The organism is Bradyrhizobium sp. LTSPM299 (assembly GCF_000938235.1).
Classification (GTDB): Bacteria; Pseudomonadota; Alphaproteobacteria; order Rhizobiales; family Xanthobacteraceae; genus Bradyrhizobium.
The window spans coordinates 565,252-588,882 of sequence record NZ_JYMU01000006.1 but is presented as its reverse complement, the minus strand read 5'-3'; the positions used below and the strand labels follow the sequence as shown (position 1 = coordinate 588,882).

Annotated in this window: 18 protein-coding genes and 1 riboswitch; of the genes, 9 read left to right on the top strand and 9 right to left on the bottom strand. The window is 63.4% G+C overall.

The window, feature by feature from the left end; translation table 11 throughout:
• Positions 1 to 232: 232 nt before the first annotated feature.
• Both recA and UP10_RS03950 read left to right on the top strand, forming a co-directional pair.
• The gene (recA, locus tag UP10_RS03955; RefSeq protein ID WP_044586027.1) at positions 233 to 1,324 is read left to right on the top strand and encodes a recombinase RecA; all 1,092 of its coding nucleotides are present in this window, start codon (positions 233 to 235) and stop codon (positions 1,322 to 1,324) included.
• Between the two features lie 117 nt (positions 1,325 to 1,441).
• Entirely contained in the window at positions 1,442 to 2,434 is a 993-nt protein-coding gene (locus tag UP10_RS03950) for a hypothetical protein (RefSeq protein WP_044586026.1), read from the top strand.
• A 24-nt stretch (positions 2,435 to 2,458) separates the two neighbouring features.
• Here the strand turns inward: UP10_RS03950 and UP10_RS03945 are convergent, their stop codons facing one another.
• From UP10_RS03945 to gcvT, 4 genes are all read right to left on the bottom strand, one after another.
• On the bottom strand, positions 2,459 to 2,890 hold the full coding sequence (locus UP10_RS03945; RefSeq protein WP_044586025.1) for an acyl-CoA thioesterase: 432 nt from the start codon (positions 2,888 to 2,890) through the stop codon (positions 2,459 to 2,461).
• A gap of 142 nt (positions 2,891 to 3,032) precedes the next feature.
• Complete coding sequence (gene gcvP, locus UP10_RS03940) at positions 3,033 to 5,906, bottom strand: aminomethyl-transferring glycine dehydrogenase (RefSeq protein ID WP_044586024.1); 2,874 nt, start codon at positions 5,904 to 5,906, stop codon at positions 3,033 to 3,035.
• Between the two features lie 10 nt (positions 5,907 to 5,916).
• On the bottom strand, positions 5,917 to 6,282 hold the full coding sequence (gene gcvH / locus UP10_RS03935; protein WP_044586023.1) for a glycine cleavage system protein GcvH: 366 nt from the start codon (positions 6,280 to 6,282) through the stop codon (positions 5,917 to 5,919).
• A gap of 9 nt (positions 6,283 to 6,291) precedes the next feature.
• Positions 6,292 to 7,437 (bottom strand): glycine cleavage system aminomethyltransferase GcvT, encoded by a 1,146-nt coding sequence (gcvT, locus tag UP10_RS03930; RefSeq protein WP_044586022.1) that lies wholly within the window; start codon positions 7,435 to 7,437, stop codon positions 6,292 to 6,294.
• 142 nt (positions 7,438 to 7,579) lie between these two features.
• Positions 7,580 to 7,669, bottom strand: a riboswitch (glycine riboswitch).
• Positions 7,670 to 7,876: 207 nt separating this feature from the next.
• On the opposite strand from gcvT, the gene alaS reads away from it, so the two are divergent.
• A complete protein-coding gene (gene alaS, locus UP10_RS03925; RefSeq protein ID WP_044586182.1) occupies positions 7,877 to 10,564 on the top strand; it encodes an alanine--tRNA ligase in 2,688 nt (895 codons plus the stop codon).
• Between the two features lie 15 nt (positions 10,565 to 10,579).
• Positions 10,580 to 11,827 (top strand): cyclic nucleotide-gated ion channel, encoded by a 1,248-nt coding sequence (locus UP10_RS03920; protein WP_044586021.1) that lies wholly within the window; start codon positions 10,580 to 10,582, stop codon positions 11,825 to 11,827.
• A 6-nt stretch (positions 11,828 to 11,833) separates the two neighbouring features.
• Here the strand turns inward: UP10_RS03920 and UP10_RS03915 are convergent, their stop codons facing one another.
• From UP10_RS03915 to UP10_RS03905, 3 genes are all read right to left on the bottom strand, one after another.
• A complete protein-coding gene (locus UP10_RS03915) occupies positions 11,834 to 12,334 on the bottom strand; it encodes a DUF3455 domain-containing protein (RefSeq protein ID WP_044586020.1) in 501 nt (166 codons plus the stop codon).
• A 34-nt stretch (positions 12,335 to 12,368) separates the two neighbouring features.
• Positions 12,369 to 13,577 carry an NADP-dependent isocitrate dehydrogenase gene (locus UP10_RS03910; protein ID WP_044586019.1) on the bottom strand — a complete coding sequence of 403 codons (1,209 nt, stop codon included), beginning with the start codon at positions 13,575 to 13,577 and terminating at the stop codon, positions 12,369 to 12,371.
• Positions 13,578 to 13,801: 224 nt separating this feature from the next.
• Positions 13,802 to 15,511: an alpha/beta hydrolase family protein gene (locus UP10_RS03905; RefSeq protein WP_197086733.1), complete on the bottom strand. Its 1,710-nt coding sequence runs from the start codon at positions 15,509 to 15,511 to the stop codon at positions 13,802 to 13,804.
• Between the two features lie 336 nt (positions 15,512 to 15,847).
• Between UP10_RS03905 and UP10_RS03900 the strand changes: the two genes are divergently transcribed.
• The 4 genes from UP10_RS03900 to UP10_RS03885 all read left to right on the top strand — a co-directional run bounded on the left by UP10_RS03900 (position 15,848) and on the right by UP10_RS03885 (position 20,329).
• Complete coding sequence (locus UP10_RS03900) at positions 15,848 to 17,047, top strand: TrmJ/YjtD family RNA methyltransferase (RefSeq protein ID WP_044586017.1); 1,200 nt, start codon at positions 15,848 to 15,850, stop codon at positions 17,045 to 17,047.
• Between the two features lie 850 nt (positions 17,048 to 17,897).
• The gene (locus tag UP10_RS03895; RefSeq protein WP_044586016.1) at positions 17,898 to 18,215 is read left to right on the top strand and encodes an addiction module antidote protein; all 318 of its coding nucleotides are present in this window, start codon (positions 17,898 to 17,900) and stop codon (positions 18,213 to 18,215) included.
• A gap of 62 nt (positions 18,216 to 18,277) precedes the next feature.
• On the top strand, positions 18,278 to 19,048 hold the full coding sequence (locus tag UP10_RS41965) for a hypothetical protein (RefSeq protein ID WP_050043555.1): 771 nt from the start codon (positions 18,278 to 18,280) through the stop codon (positions 19,046 to 19,048).
• Positions 19,049 to 19,294: 246 nt separating this feature from the next.
• A complete protein-coding gene (locus UP10_RS03885; RefSeq protein ID WP_044586015.1) occupies positions 19,295 to 20,329 on the top strand; it encodes a DUF21 domain-containing protein in 1,035 nt (344 codons plus the stop codon).
• Between the two features lie 25 nt (positions 20,330 to 20,354).
• Here the strand turns inward: UP10_RS03885 and UP10_RS03880 are convergent, their stop codons facing one another.
• A complete protein-coding gene (locus tag UP10_RS03880) occupies positions 20,355 to 21,752 on the bottom strand; it encodes an adenylate/guanylate cyclase domain-containing protein (protein WP_050043554.1) in 1,398 nt (465 codons plus the stop codon).
• A 395-nt stretch (positions 21,753 to 22,147) separates the two neighbouring features.
• Positions 22,148 to 22,810 (bottom strand): TetR/AcrR family transcriptional regulator, encoded by a 663-nt coding sequence (locus UP10_RS03875; protein WP_044586014.1) that lies wholly within the window; start codon positions 22,808 to 22,810, stop codon positions 22,148 to 22,150.
• A gap of 264 nt (positions 22,811 to 23,074) precedes the next feature.
• Between UP10_RS03875 and UP10_RS03870 the strand changes: the two genes are divergently transcribed.
• On the top strand, positions 23,075 to 23,617 hold the full coding sequence (locus UP10_RS03870) for an OsmC family protein (RefSeq protein ID WP_044586013.1): 543 nt from the start codon (positions 23,075 to 23,077) through the stop codon (positions 23,615 to 23,617).
• The last annotated feature ends 14 nt before the right edge of the window (positions 23,618 to 23,631 follow it).

Here is a 23,631-nt window from a genome sequence, read left to right as displayed (position 1 = left end):
CCGAGTCATGCGTATCCCAGCAGATTGGTTCCTGGCCAACTGGTTAACGGGATTTAGGACACTCCCAAAATCAACTTAGGACACTTGGGGTTAAATACGGACAGCACCCGCCGGCCGGAAAGAACATATTGCGAACACAGAACAAACGTGGTACATCGGTTCCCGGTCAACAACGCGTCCCGCCTGATCCGTTTGTCCCGCTAGCGAATCCCCGCCATAAGGAGCACATCCCATGTCCGCCTCTGCCCTGCGTATCGTCGAAGGATCCTCTATGGACAAGTCCAAGGCGCTCTCAGCCGCGCTCTCCCAGATCGAGCGCCAGTTCGGCAAGGGCTCGGTGATGAAGCTCGGCAAGAACGACCGCTCGATGGATATCGAGACGATATCGTCGGGATCGCTCGGGCTCGATATCGCGCTCGGCGTCGGCGGCCTGCCGAGGGGCCGCGTCGTCGAGATTTACGGACCGGAATCGTCGGGCAAGACCACGCTGGCGCTGCACACGGTAGCCGAAGGCCAGAAGAAGGGCGGCATCTGCGCCTTCATCGACGCCGAACACGCGCTCGACCCGGTCTATGCGCGTAAGCTCGGCGTCAATATCGACGAACTCCTGATCTCGCAGCCCGACACCGGTGAGCAGGCGCTGGAAATCTGCGACACGCTGGTGCGCTCCGGCGCGGTCGACGTGCTGGTGATCGACTCGGTTGCGGCGCTGGTGCCGAAGGCCGAGCTCGAGGGCGAGATGGGCGATGCGCTGCCGGGTCTGCAGGCGCGGTTGATGAGCCAGGCGCTGCGCAAGCTCACCGCCTCGATCAACAAGTCCAATACCATGGTAATCTTCATCAACCAGATCCGCATGAAGATCGGTGTGATGTACGGCTCGCCGGAGACCACCACTGGCGGCAACGCGCTGAAGTTTTATGCCTCCGTTCGTCTCGACATCCGCCGCATCGGCGCGATCAAGGAGCGCGACGAAGTCGTCGGCAACACCACCCGCGTCAAGGTCGTGAAGAACAAGCTGGCGCCGCCCTTCAAGCAGGTCGAGTTCGACATCATGTATGGCGAGGGCGTCTCCAAGATGGGCGAAATCCTCGACCTCGGCGTCAAGGCCGGCATCGTCGAGAAGTCCGGCGCATGGTTCTCCTATGACAGCCAGCGGCTCGGCCAGGGACGCGAGAATTCGAAAGCCTTCCTGAAGGCCAACCCCGACATGACCGCCAAGATCGAAGTTGCGATCCGCCAGAACTCCGGACTGATCGCCGAGCAGATCCTCGCCGGCACGCCCGAGCGCGACGCCGACGGTGAAGAGCCGGTCGCGGAGGAGTAAGCCTCAAGGCTTGCGTGATTTCGCTGGAAGCGGGCGCTGAGGACGTTGAGTTGCCGACGTCGTCGGCGCCCGTTTCGTTTTTGTATGTCTCGGTGTTCCATTGCTTGAGTCAGGCCAATGAAGCGTCTGATCTTGACCAATTCGAATGGTATGAGTCTCAAGCGTTCGGGCATCAGCGATGACTTGATCTCATTGCCCATTATCCTTTTTCGGTTCGTTTGGGGACCGCTTCCTTCTCCAGATAACCTCGCAACCTATCTAGCCGCGCGCTCGGAGAGGCACGGATCGGGTGAACACTGGTCGGACTATGTTGACAGGAGGTCTCATCGCAACAAAGCTCGCAGGAATCTTGGACTGGTTGAGTTCTGTGAGCCGTACGGCGTTATCGAGCTTTGGTTCGAGCGGGAGCCGAATGACCAGTTGCGCCTGATGTGGGTGCTCGATTGTTTTCGATCATGTCCCGAGATCGCCGCGAGGCTCGAACTGCGCCTTGTTGATTTCAATCTGATCACTATGCATCTCAACGGGCCTGAGGAGCCGGAGGACGTACCGATTGTTGACGTCACCGCGGCGGAGCTTCAGATCGCGAGTCTGTGTTGGCAGGCCTATCGGTCGACAACGCCCGAAGCCTGCTTCGACCTGCTGCACCGGGATTTGAGCGCGTTTCCGCTTTTGCGGCCGGCGTTGCTCGACCTGCTCCAGGAGCTTCCCTGGAGCAAAACGGGACTTGCCGCGACGGAAATGCGGCTGCTCGAACTGATCGGAACGGGCTTCATGGGTACCAACATGCTGTTCTATCTTCGCGGCTTCCGTCAGCGCGGCGTATTCGGCGATATGGACATCGGCACGTTGCTGGAGGGACTTGCCCACGGACCGCAGCCGGCAATAACGGGGCTCGATGACGAGCTGCGCGTCATCGATCGCACAAACCAGCGAGACCGGCTCAAGGCCTATCAGCGCAGCCGGCTTTCACTCACCGATTTCGGCAAGACGGTTCTCGCACACGAGACGGATTTTAGCCGCCACAACCCGATCGATCGCTGGTGGGGCGGCACGCACCTCACCAACGACAATCTATGGCGCTGGAATCCGGCGCTGATGAAGCCTTAGCGTTCGGCTCGCAGCCGCTCACCGCTACGCCAGCGCCTTTTCCCGGCTGGCAATCATCTCCCGCAAGGACTCCGTCACGGCGACCGACTGATGCGTCTGCTGGTCAGTCGCGACCCAGACGATCTCGCCTGTCGCGCGAAGATCGTCGGAGCCTCTGGCGAAAATCGCGAGCGCAAGCGTGATCGAGGATCGGCCGATCCGCGCGACCCGCACGCAGACGTCGATCTCCTCGTCGAACCGGATCGGCGCCTTGTATTCAACAACCGACCGCACAGTGTGAAAGTCGATGCCGGTTCTTGCGACCTCACCGAGATAATCGTAGCCGAGCGCGCGGAAATACTCTGTGATCGCCGTGTCGAAATAGGTGAGGTAGTGGGCGTTGAACACCACGGCCTGCGCGTCGACCTCGGAATAGCGGACGCGAAACGGGAAATGAAACCAGAAATCCTGGCGCATGATTGCTCCTGCCACCGGCTTCGTTCGCCCCGTGGTCAACCCGTAGACCGTAGGATGGGTAGAGCGAGGCGAAACCCATCATCTCGCCGCGGGGTCGAAGTTATGGGTTTCGCTGCGCTCTACCCATCCTACGACAGCGGCTTTACTCCGCCGCTTGCGCGTAATCCTCGATCGGAGGGCACGAGCACACCAGATTGCGATCGCCATAGACATTGTCGACGCGGCCGACCGGGCTCCAGTATTTGTCGGATCGTGACACGCCGGCCGGGAAACAGCCCTCGGCGCGTGTGTAGGCGCGATTCCAGGCATCGTCGGCGATGTCATGCACCGTATGGGGCGCGTGGCGCAGCGGTGAGGCCTCGATTTTCCAGCGGCCTTTCTCGACTTCGGCAATCTCGTTGCGGATCGCGATCATGGCGTCGCAGAAGCGATCGATCTCGGCCTTCGACTCCGATTCGGTAGGCTCGATCATCAGCGTGCCCGCGACCGGAAAGCTCATGGTGGGCGCATGGAAGCCGTAATCGATCAGCCGCTTGGCGATGTCGTCGACGGTGACGCCGCTGGTGGTCTTCAGTGCCCGCGGGTCGACGATACATTCATGCGCGACGCGGCCCTTTGCGTTGCGGTACAGCACCGGGAAGTGCGGCTGCAGCCGCACCGCAATGTAGTTCGCGTTCAGGATCGCGATCTCGGTCGCCCGCGTCAGGCCTTCGCCCCCCATCATCAGGATGTAGATGTAGGAGATCGTCAGGATCGACGCCGAGCCGAACGGCGCGGCTGACACCGGCCCGACCGAATGCGGAATTGCGCCGTCGGTGACGGGATGACCAGGCAGATAGGGTGCTAGATGCGCCTTGACGCCGATCGGGCCCATGCCGGGGCCGCCGCCGCCATGCGGGATGCAGAAGGTCTTGTGCAGATTGAGATGGCTGACATCGGCGCCGTAATCGCCGGGCCGGGACAGACCGACCTGCGCATTCATGTTGGCGCCGTCGAGATAGACCTGTCCGCTGTGGGCATGCACGATATCGCAGATCTCGCGGATGTGTTCCTCGAACACGCCATGCGTTGAGGGATAGGTGATCATCACGGCAGCGAGATTGGCCGAATGCTTCTCGGCCTTGGCGCGGAGATCGCCGACATCGACGTCGCCACGCGCGTCGCACGCGACCACCACGACGTCCATGCCGACCATCGCCGCGGAGGCCGGATTGGTGCCGTGCGCGGAGGAGGGGATCAGGCAGACCTTGCGGTGTGGCTCGCCGCGCGCAACATGATAACCACGGATCGCAAGAAGTCCGGCATACTCGCCCTGCGCGCCGGAGTTAGGCTGCAGCGAGATCGCGTCATAGCCGGTGATGTCGCACAGCCACTGCTCCAGCCGCTTGAATAGCGCGTGGTAGCCCTTGGCCTGATCCGCCGGTGCGAACGGATGCAGATTGCCGAATGCCGGCCAGGTCAACGGGATCATTTCCGTGGTCGCGTTGAGTTTCATGGTGCAGGAGCCGAGCGGGATCATCGCGCGGTCGAGCGCCAGGTCGCGATCACTGAGCTTGCGCATGTAGCGCAGCAGCTCGGTCTCGGACCGGTGCGTGTTGAACACGGGATGGGTGAGGAAGGCGCTCGTGCGCTTCAAATTCTTCGGAAGCGCCTCGTGCGCATCGGCCTCGATCTCGGCATAGGCGAGCTTGCCGCCGAACACGCGCCACACGGCCTCGACGGTCTCTGATGTCGCGGTCTCGTCGAGGGCGATGCCGAGCGTGGTCTCGCCGATGCGCAGGTTGATCCGCTCCGCGAGCGCACGGGCGACCAGCTCGTTCTGTCGAGTGCCGGCGTCGACGGTCACGGTGTCGAAGAACGCCTCGCTCGTGGGCGTAAAGCCGAGCTTGCGCAGGCCGGCGGCCAGCACCGTGGCGCGGCGATGCACGCTGCGCGCAATGTGGGTCAGGCCCTCCGGGCCATGATAGACCGCATACATCGAGGCGATCACGGCGAGCAGCACCTGTGCGGTACAGATGTTGGAAGTCGCCTTTTCGCGGCGGATGTGCTGCTCGCGGGTTTGCAGCGCGAGGCGATAGGCAGGTGCGCCCCGTGAATCCACCGACAGGCCGACGATGCGGCCGGGCAGCGAGCGCTTCAGCGTGTCACGCACCGCCATGTAGGCGGCATGCGGACCGCCATAGCCCATCGGCACGCCAAAACGCTGTGCCGAGCCGACCGCGATGTCGGCGCCGAGTTCGCCGGGCGAGGTGATCAGGGTCAGCGCCAGCAGGTCGGCTGCGACGATCGCAAGCGCACCCTTGGCACGCAGCGATGCGATGGCGGGCCGGAGGTCGCGCACCGCACCCGAGGTAGCAGGATATTGCAGCAGGGCACCGAGCACATCGGTGTTGTCGAGATCGGTCAGGGGATCGCCGACGACCAGCGTCCAGCCCAGCGGCTCGGCGCGGGTGCGCATTACCGCAAGCGTCTGGGGATGAACCTCCTTGTCGACGAAGAAGGCGTTCGCCTTCACCTGCGAATGACGCTCGGCAAGCGCCATCGCTTCGGCCGCCGCGGTCGCTTCATCGAGCAGCGAGGCGTTGGCGACGTCGAGCCCGGTGAGATCGCAGATCATGGTCTGGAAGTTGAACAGCGCCTCCAGCCGGCCCTGGCTGATCTCCGGCTGATATGGCGTGTAGGCGGTGTACCACGCCGGATTCTCCAGGATGTTGCGCTGGATCACCGCGGGCAGGATGGTGCCGGAATAACCCTGGCCGATCAGCGAGGTGAACACCTGGTTCTGCGCGGCGAGCGCATCCATATGTGCGAGCGCCTCGGTTTCGCTCAGCGCACGCCCGAGATCGAGCGGGGCCTGCTGCCGGATCGAGGACGGCAGCGTCTCGCTCATCAGCACTTGCAGGCTCGCGGCGCCGACCGTTTCCAGCATCGCGGTGATGTCGCGCGGCGAGGGACCGATGTGGCGGCGGACGAAATCGGTGGCGGCGTCGTTGGTCGGCTTGAAGGGCGCGTTCATGGGATAATCCTTACGCAATGTGCGCGGCGTAGGCGGCCTCGTCCATCAGGCCGCCGAGCTCGCCCTTGTCAGCGATCTTCAGCTTGAAGAACCACGCCTTGCCGCCGGCGTCCGAATTGACCAGCGCAGGCTCGGCCGCGAGCGCCTCGTTGACCTCGAGCACGTCGCCGGTGATCGGCGCGTAGACGTCGGAAGCCGCCTTGACGGATTCGACGACGGCTGCGGCCTCGGCCTTCTTTAGGCTTCGGCCGACCTTGGGCAGTTCGACGAACACGACGTCGCCGAGCTGCGATTGCGCGTAGTCGGTGATGCCGATGGTGGCGACATCGCCCTCGATGTGGAGCCATTCGTGGTCGGACGTGTACAGCGTCGTCATTGTTGTCCTCTAGCGTTTGTAAGTGTTGGGGACGAAGGGCGTGGCGGCGACCTTGAGCGGCAGCCGCTGGCCGCGCACTTCGGCGAATACGGTGGTGCCGACGGCGGAAAGGGAGGTGGGCAGATAGCCCATCGCAACCGGTGCATTGAGGCTTGGGCCGAAGCCGCCTGAGGTCACCTTGCCGATTGGCTCGGCGGAGTCGGCATCGGCAAACAGTGCGGCGCCTTCGCGCACCGGTGCGCGGCCGTCCGGCCTCAAGCCGACGCGGCGGCGGGATGCACCTTGTGCGAACTGCGTGAGGATCGCGTCCGCACCCGGGAAGCCGCCGGCGCGGGCGCCGCCGCTGCGGCGGATTTTTTGCACCGACCATTCCAACGCGCCTTCCACCGGCGTCGTCGTGGTGTCGATGTCGTGGCCATAGAGGCAGAGCCCGGCTTCCAGCCGCAGGCTGTCGCGCGCACCGAGCCCGATCGGCAGCACGTCGGGATTGTCGAGCAGCGCGGTGGCCAGCGCTTCGGCCCTGTCTGATGGAACGGAGATCTCAAAGCCGTCCTCGCCGGTGTAGCCTGAGCGCGAGACGAAGCAGTCGATCTCGCCAACGCGTCGCAGACCGGCGTCCATGAATTTCATCGCACGGACATCTGCACAAAGTTTCGCCAGCGCCGATTCGGCCTTTGGTCCCTGCAGCGCGATCAGCGCGCGGTCGGGCAGCGAAACGATCTCGCAGCTGTCTGAGAGATGCGCGCGGAGGTGCGCTTCGTCCTCTTCCTTGCAGGCGGCATTGACCACCAGGAACAGGTGATCGCCGAAATTCGCCACCATGAGGTCGTCGAGCAGGCCGCCGTCATCGTTGGTGAATTGCGCGTAGCGCTGCCGTCCCGGCGCGATGCCGAGAATGTCCTGCGGCACCAGTCTTTCCAGCGCCAGCGCCGCGTCGGCCACCTTGCCGGATTTCGGTCGCAGCGCGAGCTGGCCCATATGGGAGACGTCGAACAGGCCGGCATGGGAGCGGGTGTACAGATGCTCCTTGAGGACACCCGCCGGATATTGCACGGGCATGTCGTAGCCGGCGAACGGCACCATCCTGGCACCGCGCGCCACATGCAGCGCGTGCAAAGGGGTCTGTTTCAGCGGGGAATTGTCGCTCGCAAGCATCAAAGGGCCCTCGCGGTTCCACCGGGGACCTATTTCCCCTTGAGAAACCTGCAGAAAGCCCCATCTGTCGCTGTGCCTGAGAGTATTATCCCGTCGGCGGACGCATCAAGGTCAAACCCTTACGCGCCTCTTTCCAGATGTCAGACGTCACGCGGTCCGTTTGCCTGAGAGTTTCCGGGGCGGTTGCTCCTTCGGCGCCGGCACAAGGCCAGTCTCTCCCGACGTGACTTAACAACACAACAGTTAGGACAGAAACACGGCCGCGCCAAGGCTGTCAACGAGGCTCTGGCTGCTATCAACGGGCTTTGTGCTGCTGCGGCAAGTCCATGATCCGCCTGCACAGTTTCTGGACACCGTCGTCCACCTTGTCTAAAAGCGTTCGGCCGGAAACTGGCGTTATTTTGCGCCTGATCCGGTCCATTTTCCCGATTGGATGAACATGAGCAGCGTCAGCGACATCAGGTCGACTTTTCTGAACTACTTCGCGGCCAATGGCCACGAGATCGTGGCGTCGTCGCCGCTGGTGCCGCGCAACGACCCGACCTTGATGTTCACGGCGGCCGGCATGGTGCAGTTCAAGAACGTCTTCACCGGCATCGAGAAGCGCCCCTATCAGCGCGCCACGACGTCGCAGAAATGCGTCCGCGCCGGCGGCAAGCACAACGACCTCGACAATGTCGGCTACACCGCGCGCCATCTCACTTTCTTCGAGATGCTCGGCAATTTTTCGTTCGGCGACTACTTCAAGGAGCGGGCGATCGAGCTCGCCTGGAATCTGGTCACCAAGGATTTCGGGCTGAACAAGGACAAGCTGCTCGTCACGATCTACCACGACGACGACGAGGCGGCGCTCTACTGGAAGAAGATCGCCGGCTTCTCCGACGACCGCATCGTCCGCATCGCGACCTCGGACAATTTCTGGGCCGCGGGCGATACCGGTCCCTGCGGTCCGTGCTCGGAGATCTTCATCGACCGCGGCGAGCACATTTGGGGCGGGCCTCCGGGCAGCCCGGAAGAAGACGGCGATCGCTTCCTGGAATTCTGGAATCTCGTCTTCATGCAGTTCGATCAGGTGACGAAGGAAGAGCGCGTGCCGCTGCCGCGCCCCTCGATCGACACCGGCATGGGGCTGGAGCGCATGGCGTGCATCCTGCAGGGCGTCGACAGCGTGTTCGAGACCGATCTGTTCCGCCATTTGATCGATGCCGCTTCATCCGCTCTCGGGCACGGGCCGAACGCGCAGAACGTTGCGTCGTACAGGGTCATTGCGGACCATCTGCGCTCGTCGGCCTTCCTGATCGCCGACGGCGTGCTGCCGTCGAACGAAGGCCGCGGCTATGTGCTGCGCCGGATCATGCGCCGCGCGATGCGCCACGCGCAGCTGCTTGGCGCGCAGGAGCCGCTGATGCACCGCCTCGTCTGGGCGCTGGTCCGCGAGATGGGCCAGGCCTATCCGGATCTGGTGCGTGCGGAGAAGATGATCGAGGAGACGCTGCGGCTGGAAGAGACCCGCTTCCGCAAGACGCTGGTGCGTGGCCTGTCGATCCTCGACGAGAAGAGCGCGACCCTGAAAAAGGGCGACATGTTCGACGGCGATACCGCATTCACGCTGTACGACACCTACGGTTTCCCGCTGGATCTGACGCAGGACGCGCTGAAGTCGCGCGGCATCAGCGTCGACCAGGCGTCGTTCACCGACGCAATGGAGCGGCAGCGTGTGAAGGCGCGCGCTTCCTGGGCAGGCTCTGGAGACGCTGCGACCGAAGCAATCTGGTTTCCGCTGCGCGAGAAGCTCGGCGCGACCGAATTCCTGGGCTACGAGACCGAGACCGCGGAAGGCGCGGTGACCGCGCTGCTCAAAGACGGTGCCGAGGTCGAGGGCCTCGAGGCCGGCGAGACCGGCACGATCGTGCTGAACCAGACGCCGTTCTACGCAGAGTCCGGCGGCCAGGTCGGCGACACCGGTGTGCTGACCGGCGAGGGCGTCAGGTTCCGCGTCACCGAAACGCAGAAGAAGGTCGGCGATCTCTTCGTGCATCTCGGCACCGTGGAGCAGGGGACGGTGAAGGTCGGTACCGCGCTGCAGCTCGTGGTCGATCACGACAGGCGGTCGTCGATCCGGGCGCACCACTCGGCGACTCATCTGTTGCATGAGGCGCTGCGCCAGGTGCTCGGCGATCATATCGCGCAGCGCGGCTCGCTGGTCGCACCCGATCGGCTGCGCTTCGACTTCGTGCATCCGAAGCCGATCACGCCGGAAGAGCTCGCCCGCGTCGAGGATATCGCCAACGACGTCGTGCTTGAGAATGACGAGGTCACCACCCGCATCATGGGCGTCGATGACGCCCGCGAGGCCGGCGCCCGTGCGCTGTTCGGCGAGAAATATGGCGACGAGGTTCGCGTCGTTTCGATGGGCAAGGCTGCCCGCGAGCACGGCCAGAACGCGCTCGGCTGGTCGGTCGAGCTGTGCGGGGGCACCCATGTGCGTCGTACCGGCGACATCGGCCTGATCTCGGTCACCGGTGAGAGCGCGGTGGCCTCGGGCGTACGCCGCATCGAGGCGCTGACCGGCCGCCACGCGCGCAAGCACGCCAACGACATCATTGCATTGGCGAAGACCGCGGCGCAGGAGCTGCGCACCTCGGTCGAGGATGTGCCGGCGCGCATCGCCGCGCTGATGGACGAGCGCAAAAAGCTCGAGCGCGACCTGTCGGATGCGCGCAAGAAGCTCGCGATGGGCGGCGGCAGTGCGTCTGATGGCGCGGCGTCTGATATCCGCGAGGTCGGCAATGTCAAGCTGCTGGCGCGTGCGGTCGAGGGCGTCGAGACCAAGGACCTGAAGAGTCTTGTCGACGACGGCAAGAAGCAGATCGGTTCCGGCGTGGTCGCGATCGTCGGCGTCACCGAGGACGGCAAGGCCGGCATTGTGGTCGGTGTCACCGCCGATCTCACCTCGCGCTTCAACGCGGTCGAGCTGGTGCGCAAGGGCTCCGAAGCGCTCGGCGGCAAGGGTGGCGGCGGCCGTCCCGACATGGCGCAGGCCGGAGGGCCCGATGGGGCCAAGGCCAACGCGGCGCTGTCGGCGATCGAGCAGGCGATGGCTCAGCAAGCATCGGCGGGCGCCTGACGGAGCAATCACAGCGTGGCGACGGTTCCGGGCAAGCCAGCGATCAGCGACCCGGATTTGCGGGACCGTCTCTACGAACTGCTCGAGCACGATCATCTGCCATATTCGGTCGGCTCGCGGTTCGTCCGGCTGATCATTGCCATCATCGTCGTCGACGTGCTGACGGCGATCCTGGCCTCGGTGCCTGACATCGACGCGCAGCTTGGCTCGCTGTTCATCACGATAGAAGTCGCGGCGGTCCTGGCCTTCGCGCTGGAATATGCCGCGCGGATCTGGAGCGTCGTCGGCCACTCGCTGCGCGACGTGACGCCGCTGCGGGCGCGGCTCGAATATACCTTCTCGACCCTCGGCTTGATTGATCTGCTGGCCTTCCTGCCGTCGGCGATTGCGTTGATCGTGGGCGACAAGACTGCGCTCGTGCTGTTCGGCATGCTGCCGTTCCTGAAGCTGGTGCGCTATTCGCCGGCGATGCGTTCGCTGCTGGCGGCGCTGCATGCCGAGCGGCGCACGCTGGTCGGCTGCCTCGTGATCCTGACCGGCGCGGTGCTGCTGTTCGCGTCGTTGCTTTATGCGATCGAGCACAAGGTGCAGCCGGACAAGTTCGGCACCATCCCGCAGGCGATGTGGTGGGCGATCGTGACGCTGGGCACGGTCGGCTATGGCGACGTGGTGCCGGTGACGCTGCTCGGCAAGATGGTCTCGGCGGTCGCGATCGTCGTCGGCTTTGCCATGATCGCGCTTCCGGTTGCGATCATCTCGACGGCATTCGCGGACGAGGTTCGGCGCCGCGATTTCGTCGTGACCTGGGGGATGCTGGCACGGGTGCCGTTGTTTTCCCATCTCGGGGCCGCCGAGATCGCCGACATCATGCGCCTGCTGCGGGCGCAGACCATCGAGTCCGGCGAGGTGCTGGTGCGGCGGGGCGACGCAGCGGCGTCGATGTATTTCATTACCGCCGGCGAGGTTGAGATCGATCTGCCGAGCCAGCGGGTGCGCCTGTCGGACGGCACCTTCTTCGGCGAGATCGCGCTGCTGCGGCGGACCAAGCGCTCCGGCACGGTGACGGCGACGCGCAAAACCAAGCTTTTGGCGCTCGATGCGCAGGATTTCCATGCCCTGATCGAACGCGTCCCGGCGCTCGCCGTGCATGTCAAGCAGACGGCCGAGGCGCGCCTGGCGGAGACGGCGGGCTCAGGCGACGTCGCCGCCGGAGAAATCGCCCAGGCTGCGCCCTCCGAGAGCGACGGCGGCATCCGGGACTAGGATGGCTCAACCCTTGCGCAGGAACACGTAATCCGCCGAGTAGGGCGCGCTCTTCAGCAGGCCCGCCTTGTCGCAGGCGCCGGCGAGCTGGCCGCCTGAGGTATTGATCCGCTGCACGGTGGTGGCGCCTGACAGCACGCCATTGCCGCGGCGGGAGATCACCTCGAGCTTCAGCCAGGCGATATCTGATGTGGTCGCGCCCGGCGCGTTGCCAATGGCGCGGCCGGTCACGGCACTGCCGTCGACATTCTCCCAGTTCGGGCCCGCGTAATGCCGGCCGACCGTCTTGCCCTCGGCGATCAGGGTCGCGATCGGCTCGCGGAACGACCAGGCGAGCTTGCCGTCGGCGACCGCCTTGCACTCATAGACCTGGGCACCCTCGGCGTGGACGGAGAGAACGACGGTCTCGCCGGGAGCGGCGATGGCGTCGGGGAGGGAATCGGCGGCAAGCGCCGCCGACCCGGTCAGCAACGATGCTGCGAGCGTCACACTCTTAAGATAGTTCATGGTCACGCTCACTGTTGCGGTCGGTGTCGGCAGCTTACGCCGCCTTCGTCAGGTTCTCGGCGACCTTGTCGAGGAAGCCGGTGGTGGAGAGCCAGCGCTGGTCGGCGCCGACCAGGAGCGCGAGGTCCTTGGTCATGTAGCCTTCCTCGACGGTATCGACGCAGACCTTCTCGAGCGTGTTCGCGAACTTCGCCAACTCGGCGTTGTTGTCGAGCTTGGCGCGGTGGGCGAGGCCACGGGTCCAGGCGAAGATCGACGCGATCGAGTTGGTCGAGGTCTCCTTGCCCTTCTGGTGCTCGCGGTAATGGCGGGTCACCGTGCCGTGGGCGGCTTCGGCTTCCACCGTCTTGCCGTCGGGGGTCAGCAACACCGAGGTCATCAGGCCGAGCGAGCCGTAGCCCTGCGCAACAGTGTCGGACTGCACGTCGCCGTCATAGTTCTTGCAGGCCCAGACATAGCCGCCGGACCACTTCAGGGCCGAGGCCACCATGTCGTCGATCAGGCGGTGCTCGTAGGTGAGGCCCTTGCCCTCAAAATCCTTCTTGAACTCGCGTTCGTAGACGTCCTGGAAGATGTCCTTGAAGCGGCCGTCATAGACCTTGAGGATGGTGTTCTTGGTCGACAGGTACACCGGATAATTGCGCAGCAGGCCGTAGTTCAGCGAGGCGCGGGCGAAGTCGATGATGGAGTCATCGAGGTTGTACATCTGCATCGCGACGCCGGCGCCGGGCGTCTTGAACACTTCCCGCTCGATCACGGTGCCGTCCTCGCCAACGAACTTCATCGTCAGGACGCCCTTGCCGGGGAACTTGATGTCGGTGGCGCGATACTGGTCGCCATAGGCGTGACGGCCGATGATGATCGGCTTGGACCAGCCGGGAACCAGCCGCGGCACGTTCTTGCAGATGATCGGCTCGCGGAAGATGCAGCCGCCGAGGATGTTGCGGATGGTGCCGTTCGGCGACTTCCACATCTGCTTCAGGCCGAACTCCTTCACCCGGGCTTCGTCGGGGGTGATGGTGGCGCATTTGACGCCGACGCCGACCTTCTTGATGGCTTCGGCGGCGTCGATGGTCACCTGGTCGTTGGTTTCATCGCGGTATTCCATCCCGAGGTCGAAATAGAGCAGTTCGACATCGAGGAACGGGTTGATCAGTTTGTCCTTGATGTACTGCCAGATGATCCGGGTCATCTCGTCGCCATCGAGTTCGACGACGGGATTGGATACCTTGATTTTTGCCATGACGGAGAGGCCCTCTTGGGAACGGCACGCTTTTGACGGCGGGGTGGAATATCCCCGCGCTATAGCACCGCCCGGGGGCGGGCGGAAGCGGAGCGGTTATGCAGTTTCAGCCCATCTTTTCACCGAGAGCCGCCATTCTGATTGGATCAGAATGACCGCTCCCGGTCCCTCGTTTTGACTGGTTTTCTTCACGCGAACCGGTGCCCACTTCGCTTGAAAACCCTCTAAAATGGGACCTGCGTCGCCGTCCCCGCCACGACGTACCAGGTCACGAACAGCCCCGCGATCAGGGCGCCGGGCAGGCTCGAGCCGGTCCGCCGCCAGGTAAAGGTCGCGATCACGGCCACGATCGCCAGCAGCGGCACGAACTGGATGGCGACGATGGTCGAGAGCGGCACGAAGCCGGGGTCCGGGATCGGGTTGAACAGTTTTCCGGTCAGCCACAGCGTGCCGTATTGCAGCACCAGCAGCACGATGAAGCCGAGCGTCAGCGCCAGGATATTGGTGAGATAGAGTGCAGCACGCGGGGCGCCCAGGGTCGAGAAATTCCGGTGCAGCACGTGCAGCGCCACGACGAAAAATGCCGTGAATGGAATCAGATAGATTAGGAAGATGAGGAATTGCTTCGCGCTCATCAACTTCAGCGCGATGATCCAGAACCGGAAGTCGATCTTGAAGGTGAGGTCGGCAAGCCACAGCGCGGCGTAACCGACTGCGACCGAGGCGACCGCGATGATGACGGACTGCCCGATCAGGCCAGCCCGGCTGGCACGTTTCGGGGCGAACCGCATCAAAGCGAGCGTGATCAGGCCGTTGATCACAGCCCAGACCAGGATCTGGTTGGTGATGCCCTGCGGTAGGAACGCCGACGGCGTCACGAAGCTGCCGCCGAGCGCAAAGGCCGGGTAATAGGTCAGCGCCGGGAGGAAGGCGGACAGGATCAACGCCGCGGTCCAGCGCCGGCCGGCTGCCGCCTCATGCGGCGGCATGGTGCCGTCGGCAATAACAGGCAGCCGCAGCCGCGAGAACATCGGCGCTTCCAGCAGCCCGTCGAACATGCCGATCACCAGCGCCACGAAGCCGATCAGCGCAATCAATGTGCCGATCTCCTTGCGGAACCAGATCTGGTCGTCGACCGGGCGCGGGGTGCCGCCCTTCAGCGTCCGGGCGAACCAGTCGAGGCTGTAGCCAATCGCCTCATGCGAGATGTGTTCGGCCGGATGGGTCATCGCAGGCGTGTAAAGCACCCGGGCGGTGCCGGCGGCCGGATCGCCGTAGACCTTGCCGGGTTCGACCGCGCCCTTTGTGCCGAACAGCTCCCAGAGTTTTGGGCTCTGGGTGACGTCGCGGGCAAGGTCGACTCCCCACATCAGGGTGGAGAATTCTTCGTATTGGGCGAACACCAGGGCGACGTTGCGCGGCCAGCTCGGTGTGCCCTCGGCGGCGAACGGCTTGCCGGTCGAGGAGCCTTCCAGCACCATCGACTTGTAGTCGTTGGGCATGGCGGCGGCTGCCGCGAGCACGGTCCAGCCGCCCATCGAATGGCCCTCGAGCCCGATATTGTCCTTGTCGACGATCTCGAGGCTGCGGAGATAGGCGAGGCCGTCAGGGCCGCCGAACCCGTTGGCAAAGGATGGCGGGTCGCTGTAGCCGTGGCCGGTCTGGTCGAGGGCTAGCACGACGTAGCCGCGGCGGGCGAACTCGATGGCAAAGCCGTCCTGGGTCTCGCGCGAATTGATGTAGCCGTGGACCGCGAGGATGCCCGGCACCGGAATCTGCGGCGTCGCATTCGGTGGGATGTAGAGCAGGGCGCTCATGGTGTTACCCTTGGCGCCCTTGAACCTGATGTCCTGGATTTTGATGCCACCCGCGGTCTGGGTGACGAAGGCGAGCAGTCCGCCCGCCACGATCAGGACGATTCCAAGAATCGCCAATGTCCATCTGCCCCGCACTTTCGCTTCCCCCTGCACTTTTCGCCGTTAAACCGGCGTCTGAAGCTTGGCTTTACAGCTTCGCTTTGATTGTGGTTGATACCCTATCCGAAGGCGAAGCGCGCGCAAGGTGCAGCCCGGTGCCAGCGTCGCTGAGATTCCGATTGAGGATTCGCAAACGCTGCTAACCCTGTTATCTCCCTGGAGAAAATGGTTGTGGGGAAAACCCGTCGCGGGCCGAACCCAAGCCTGTTTTTGGGGCCCTGCATGAGATCTTGAATCGGCGTCTTCGGAAACTGATTCAGAATCTTCAGACGTTGAATCAGAAAGTGAAGTGAGATGTCCGGCACCGACAAGACCAAGGCAGGGCACGACCTTGCCGGTCCCGTCGTCATCCTGGTCGAGCCGCAGCTCGGCGAGAACATCGGCATGGCCGCGCGCGCCATGGGTAACTTCGCGCTGAGCCGGCTGCGTATCGTCAAGCCGCGCGACGGCTGGCCGAATGTTGCCGCCCAACGCGCCGCCGCCGGCGCCGACCACATCCTCGATACCGTCGAGCTGTTCGACACCGTCGAGCAGGCGATCGCCGATCTCACATTGGTGTTCGCGACCACCGCCCGTGCCCATGACCAGGCCAAGCCGGTGGTCGGGCCGGAAGGCGCGGCCCGCGAGATCGTCGGTCATGTCGCCACCGGCGGTGGGGCCGGCATCCTGTTCGGGCGGGAGCGCTCGGGGCTGACCAACGAGGAGGTCGCGCTCGCCAACCGCATCATCACCTTTCCGGTCAACCCGGGCTTCGCCTCGCTCAACCTCGCGCAGGCGGTGCTGTTGATGGGCTACGAATGGTTCAAGCTCTCGACCACGGGCGCGCTGCCCTTCGCGATGCCCGAGCGGTCCGAACCGGCCTCCCAGCACCAGATGCAGGCGTTCTTCGACAACCTCGTCGCCGAGCTCGATAAGGTCGAGTTCCTGCGCCCGGCGGAGAAGCGCGACACCATGCTGGTGAACCTGCGCAACATCTTCACCCGGATGGACCCGACCAAGCAGGACATGCACACCCTTCATGGAGTCGTGATGGCGATCGCCGAGGGCCGGAAGGGCCCGGCCAAGGGCGGCGTGCTCGACGGCGCCCAGGCCACCCGGCTGCGGGCGCTGCTCGCCGAACAGGGGCAGGGCGGCGCCGCGGCCGACAACAGCAGCACCGTCCGCGGGCTGGCGCGGCTGCTCCGCCGCAACCCGACCGATGCCGAGCGGATCCTGTGGCAGGCGCTGACCAAGGACCGCCGCTTCGCCGGCCTGTTCAAGCGCCAGACCCCGGTCGGCCGCCACATCCCCGATTTCGTCTCCTTTGTGCACCGGCTCGCAATCGAACTGGTCAACCCCGATGAGAGCGATGCGATCGGGGCCGACCGCGCCGGACGCAAGGCGTGGCTGGAGGCGCGCGACTACAGGGTGGTCGACATGCAGTCGGCTGACGTGGAGCACGATCTTGCGGGTGAACTGGCGCGGCTGGAGGCGGGGCTTCAGCAAGGGCGGTGAGCTTTCACGGTCGTTCTCCGCTTTTGCCAGGACGACGCTGGAGATGGTTCTCAATTCACGATCAAACATCGCGGTGTCATCACGCGCGCATGCGGGTGAGCCAGTATTCCAGAGACGGCAGTGCTTGAGCCGATGGGCCGCGGCGTACTGGGTCGCCCGGTCCATGTGCGCAATTGCGCACAGGCCGGGCGATGACAGCTGTGAATGAGGACGCAACTTCGCCATCTCGCGACACGATTTGTCCGAGTTTTGCATCTCGTTCCGCCCTCAAAGCAGGGCGCAGGGAATGCCGGGTACACGCTGTACCCGCGGTCTCGTGCGCAAAAGTGTAGAAAATGGCGCACACGAGCATACAGGTTCAGCGGAGGCACTCCGGCATTCCCTGCGCGATGGCTTTGCGGCTTATACGTGCTCCCCGGCGAGACCGGGCTTTGTTGTCACCGCCCCTGCAAAAACGCTTTCGCGCACTTCGCAAGGAGACACCGACCACTGGGGCGTCAGGTCCACACGACTTCACCGTCCGCTTTGGCACGTTCGTCTCGTGTGCCGCAGCGGCCACCGCATCTCACGGCAACGTTCGTGACGATCGCGAGCGCCCCTCAATCGGGTGAGACGCGATATCTATACCACTGAGTTGCACTTCTGATAAAGAGAAATATTTTTAGCGCGGTGGATTGACAGGTTTTGCTGAGTTGCCCGTCGGGTCGGTTTGTCGCAAATATGTTCAAGGCGCGTGCAGAGTAATGTGTAATCCATGGATTACACAACATTGCATGGCGGCGACAAGCGAACCCGGAGCAGGGACATTCGGAAGGCCAGGGAAATCGCAGAGGCATTGGAGGACTGAGGGATGAAAATCAGCAAGCTAAAGAAGTTCGATGCCGCCGAGCACCTTCGCACACCGGAGGCACGCGCGGAGTATCTGAACATTGTTCTCACCGATGGTGATCCCGCCGAAGTCCGTGACGCCCTCAATCTCGTCGCCCGCGCGCAGGACATGAGCGAGGTCACCAAGGCTGCCGGCGTGACCAGAGAGGGGCTTTACAAGACACTCGGCGAGAACGGCAACCCGGAGTTTGCTACCGTCCTGCGGATCATCGGAGCCATGGGAATGCGGCTTACGGCAAAACCGGCCAGAGCCAAGCCGAAGAAGAAAGCTGTAGCGTGATGGCACTGTCCATTAGTCGACCTGATGATCGCTTTCGCCCCTCCACCTGAGTACGCCACAAAATGCGTTCCGCCCGCATCGTTTGCACGCTCCTTGCAGCGTTGGGTCTATTGCTTGGTGTATCCACCGCTTTTGCGGAATTTCTGCCGGGTACACCTTGCCCCGACGGCTATACCTGCTTCTCAGTCATACCGCGCGACGGGATGTGTCAGCATCCCGACGTGGTTCTCGACGAAGAGATGAAAGTCACTCGCTTCGATGGCGATCAGTTCTCCCAGGAACGAGAACGCGCCTGCATCATGCAGACGGCGGGAGCAGTCGTTCGAAGCGGTGCAGGGCTTCACTTGAAGTTCGACAATGCCAAATCCAGATTGATCAAAGACAAGGCCGACTGCGAACGAAACCCGGACACGTGCGAACTCTATTCGCTATACGACTATTTCCCGAAAGGCAGATTGTTCCTGGTCCATGATCAGGGTTATGAGAGCGGTGCATGGTTCTTAATCAGCCAGCGGGATGGCCGCAGACAACGGATTGTCGCGCCACTGGGGTATTCACCCAACAAACGATGGTTAGCCGCAGTCAACGCGACCGATGGCCCGGGCGACAATGGCTTCGATATCGTGCCGGCGGACTTCAACCCGAATGAAGCCGCCATCCATTACAGACCCACGGCCTACGAACTATGGGAGTTCGTCCGTTGGGATGGCGATAATCGCCTCTTGCTGAATGTGACGGTTCACGATGATAGCAGTCCGGCGCTCGCTACGCGGCCTGCCGAAGTGTCTTTGGTTAACGGCAAGTGGGTTCTGAACAAGTGGTCGCCACGCTAGTCCATTGTTACAAGTCAGGTCCGCTTTGGGTTATAAGCCGCCGTTGACGACCAAGCGGAGGATCACACCTTCGAAATACCACGTCGATCACCGGTCCCAGCGTCTCGTAACGTTCGCCGGAAAAGCGCACCAGTTGGTGGGTGCGCACTCATGCGGCGTGAACAGGAAGCCCGCGGCCAGTCATTCGGCTGTCATCGCCGGTCTGTGATAAACTCGCAAGGCCGCAACATCGAGGCGGGATAGTTCATGGCCTATTTTGCGATCATCTCGACCTGGGTCGGCATTGCCGCCTGCATCCTGCAATCGGCGGTGTTCTCCGGACTCAATCTCGCGGTCTTCAGCCTCAGCCTGTTGCGGCTTCAGATCGAAGCCGATGGCGGCAACAAGAACGCGGCCAGCGTGCTCGAACTGCGCAGGAGCGCCAATCAGATCCTGGCGACCATCATCTGGGGCAATGTCACCACCAATGTGCTGCTGACATTGCTGTCGGACTCGGTGCTCGCCGGGGTCGGCGCGTTCGTGTTCTCGGCCGTTGCCATCACCTTGCTTGGCGAGATTTTCCCCCAAGCCTATTTCTCGCGCAATGCGCTGGCGATGACCGCGCGGTTTCTGCCGTTCTTAAATTTCTACCGCGTCGTGCTGTTTCCGTTGGCGAAGCCCACCGCCATGGCGCTCGATTGGTGGCTGGGGGCCGAAGGCATCATCTATCTGCGCGAACAAGGTCTCAGGCAGATGATCGCCCGGCACGTTGTCGACGGCGGTGACATCAGCAGAGTGGAGGCGACCGGCGCCCAGAATTTTCTTGACCTCGACGACATCTCGGTGTGCGAGGAGGGCGAGGTCATTCATGCCGACAGCATTTTGAGCCTGCCGCTGGCCAACCAGCGCTGCGTGTTGCCGAAGTTCGACCGCGTTCCCGACGATCCGTTCCTGCGCCGCGTCGATGCCTCAGGGATGAAATGGGTGATCGTGACCGATCTTGCCGGCGAACCGGTGTTCGTGCTCGATGCGCATCATTTCCTGCGCGATGCGCTGTTCAACCAGCTCGAGAGCGACCCGACCGCCTATTGGCATCGCCCGATCATCGTCCGCGACCCGAAGGCGCGGCTGGGCGACGTGATCGGGCTGATGAAGGTGGTGCCGGAAACGCCGGGCGACGATGTGATCGAGCACGATCTGATCCTGGTCTGGAGCGGCGAGAGGCGCATCATCACCGGCTCCGATCTGCTCGGCCGTCTCTTGCGCGGTATCGCCACGGTGGAGAAGCGGACGGCGGCGTAGATCGCCACGCGATCTCCGCGATTGATCACTTCCGTGCCTGTGTCCAAAGCGCCACCGGCTGCTCGAGCCCGCGGATGGTCTGCGGGGGCCGGGCCGTCAGGGGACCAAACACCGCTTCTGCACTGTCGAGTTCGGCTCTCGCCTGGTTCACGAGATCGTCGCTTGCCACCAGCGCGCAGTCGAGCACGCGGGTCAAGGCTTCGAGCCGACTTGCGACGTTCACGGTCGAACCGATCACTGCAAACTCGAGACAGGTCAGCCCGATGTCGGCGAGGACGACCGACCCATAATGCAAACCAAAACTGACGCGGATCGGAGTCTCGCCCGCCGTCTTGCGCCGGGCATTCCATCCATCCGCGGCCACCATCATCGCCTGCGCACAGCGTAGCGCGTTGATGGCGTCAGCCTTTCCGACGAATGGCGTGCCGAAGGTCGCCATCAACCCGTCGCCGAGATATTTGTCCAGCGTACCGCTATGACGAAAAACCTCCTGCTCCATCAGCCCATGGAATTCGCGCAAGGTGCGCACGACCTCGTCCGGCGTGCGCGCGTCGGCAAAGGCGGTGAAGCCGACGATGTCGACGAACAGCACTGCGACGTTTTGCGTGCGCACTTGCTTCAGTGGCTCGTCATGCCCCGACAGTTCCTCGACCACGTTCGGCGAGAAGTAGCGCGCAAGATTGCCGCGTTGGCGCTCCACCGCAGCATGGCTGATCAGGAGATCGTTGCTGCGGCGCACCGCCACGGCGAGCGTCACCGCGACGATCATGAACACGACAATCTCCTGAATGCGCTCGCCGAACACGATCGAGTTGGGCGAGATCAGTTGCAGCAGTCTGTGATCGCTGCCGATCGCCGCTGCGACGCGGGCGGTCAGCGACGGATCGCGATCGGGCTGCCACCACACCCAGGCAATCCCGATGATCCAGAGGGCGGAGGTCCACGTTCCGACCGCGATGACCGTGCGCCAGGAATAGGCAAGCGTTGCGCCCGACAGCAGCACGAAAAAATAGATGAAGTTGCCGAAATGGAGTTGCATCGCCGCCGGCCAGTGCCCCGAGCCGAAGGGATTGGGCCCCACGATGACGAACGTCAGCAGCGCGAGATCACAGAACAGCAGCGCAAGCTCCTGCCTTGACACGCCGACCCGCCCGACCCTGGTCTGGGCCCAGCCGATCAGCGCGAACAGGCCGAGCAGCGCCACATAATATAGCTGTTCCCATGCCGGGTTGATAATCGGCAACAGGCAGGCGATGACGGCGAGCGCGACATAACGCGTCCGCACCGCCAGCTGCAGGCCCTCCTGTTTCGCCGCTGTGAGCGCGGCCTGCGCAAACTGAACGGTGTCAGTTTCGGTGTCGCGCCGACTGCGCGCGCGCCGCAACGCGGCGGGAAAGTCGAGGCGCTCGACAAGCGTGGTCACGGGCGGTCTCCTCGAGAGGACGGGTGCAGCACAGTAACGGACATCGGCTGCCGCAACCAACGATCAGTCTCGTGATGCATGAGTTTGAGGTCATCACCTCGGACCGAGGACTTCGCCCTACTCGCTAGAATGGAGGTCCGCCATACACCCGGCAGCCGCAACAACCCGGCACGGGAAAAGATTGAGCGCGTGGCCTATCCGTCCCGTCGTCCTGGCGAAAGCCAGGACCCATAGCCACCGAATTTGATCGTGAGCGGGATCGTTGCGCCGGCGCAGTGCGGCAACAGGCGGCTGGGGTAATGGGTCCTGGCTTTCGCCACGACCACGCTGAATGTGTGCCGCTTGTGAATCATGTATTCACATTCTCTCGGAAGCGGACCTCTGTCAGTACACCCCTAAACGGCCACGAGTTGCTCGGTGGGGCCAGCCGTCCGTTTCGGCTTCTTCACCTTCGACGGCGCGAACAGATTGCCCGCGGCGAGGCCCGCGGTGTCGGCCACACATGGATCGCACGACACCATCGCGGCGACGATGGCGCCGTCGATCAGCAATGCGAGCTGATGGGCGAGACTTGCGGGCTCGACCGCGCCCATTTCAGCGGCGAGTTTTTCGATGTGCGCCAGCACCACCTTCTTGTGCTTCAGGGCGATGTTGCGGAACTGCTTCTGGTCCTTGTCGTGCTCGGCGACCGCGTTGATGAAGGGGCAGCCGTAGAAGCGGTCCTCGGCAAACCAGATCTTCAGCGCGGGGAATATCCGCGTCAGCTTGGTCTGCGGATCGCCGCCGCCGGCTTCGATCGCACCGATGAACCATTCGCGCCACTGCTTGCCTTCGTTCTCAAGCACCGCGTGGACGAGGTTGGTCTTCGATCCGAACAGTTTGTAGAGCGTGGTCTTCGCGGTTCCCGCTTCGTCGATGATCGCGTCGATCCCGGTGGCGTTGATGCCGTTCTTGCAGAACAGGTGCGTCGCCGCGTTCAGCAAACGCCCGCGCGCGGATTCATCGTCGCCGGCGGCGAACGCCGCAGCAGGTTTTTTCTTCGCAGCTGATTTGGCCATGCGCGGCAGTAAATCGGACCGCGGCGCAATCATCAAGTCGCATCTTCACGCGACCGGTCATGCGCGCAAAATAATCGCTCCCTGGCGGCAGATGCATTTCGTTTGGGCAGCGGCGTCCTGATCAATCCATGGGCATGACAGGCTAAGCGCCTGCGCCGGTTCGGCTTTTGATTTGGCCAAAGTCTGGCCAGGTCTGGCACGCCTTATGCAGGATACAGACCGTTCGGTATCCTTACCTATTCCACCGCTCCAGGGAGAAAACTGATGACTGCTGTCGCTCAAAAAACGGTACTGACCGGCTGCCTCGCGCCGATCGACAAGGACGGGCTGGAACAGCTCATTGCCAACGGCAAGGCCAACCCGAAGGTCATCAAGACCTTGAAGTGCAAGACGGTGGCCGAGGGCCGGTTCCGCCATTCCAACTACATCCGCAACCTCGCGCCCTACATCGTCGACGAGCCGCCGGGTCTGCTCGGCGACGACACCGCGCCCAATCCGTCGGAAGCCTCGCTTGCCGCGCTCGGCTCCTGCCTTGCGGTCGGCCTGCACGCCAACGCCGTGCACCGCGGCTGGACCGTCAACAAGCTCGAGCTGCAGCTCGAAGGCGATCTCAACATCACCGCGGTGTGGGGTACCGGCGACGTCAGCGAGAAGCCGGTCGGCTTCACCGACGTCCGCGTCAAGGTCGACATGGAATGCGAAGGCATCTCCCAGGAAGAGGTCGATGCGCTGGTGCAGCACGTGAAGAAGTGGTCGCCGGTCGCCAACACCTTCACCCGTCCGGTCAATCTCGAGGTCAGCGCGTAAAGCCCAGATCGACA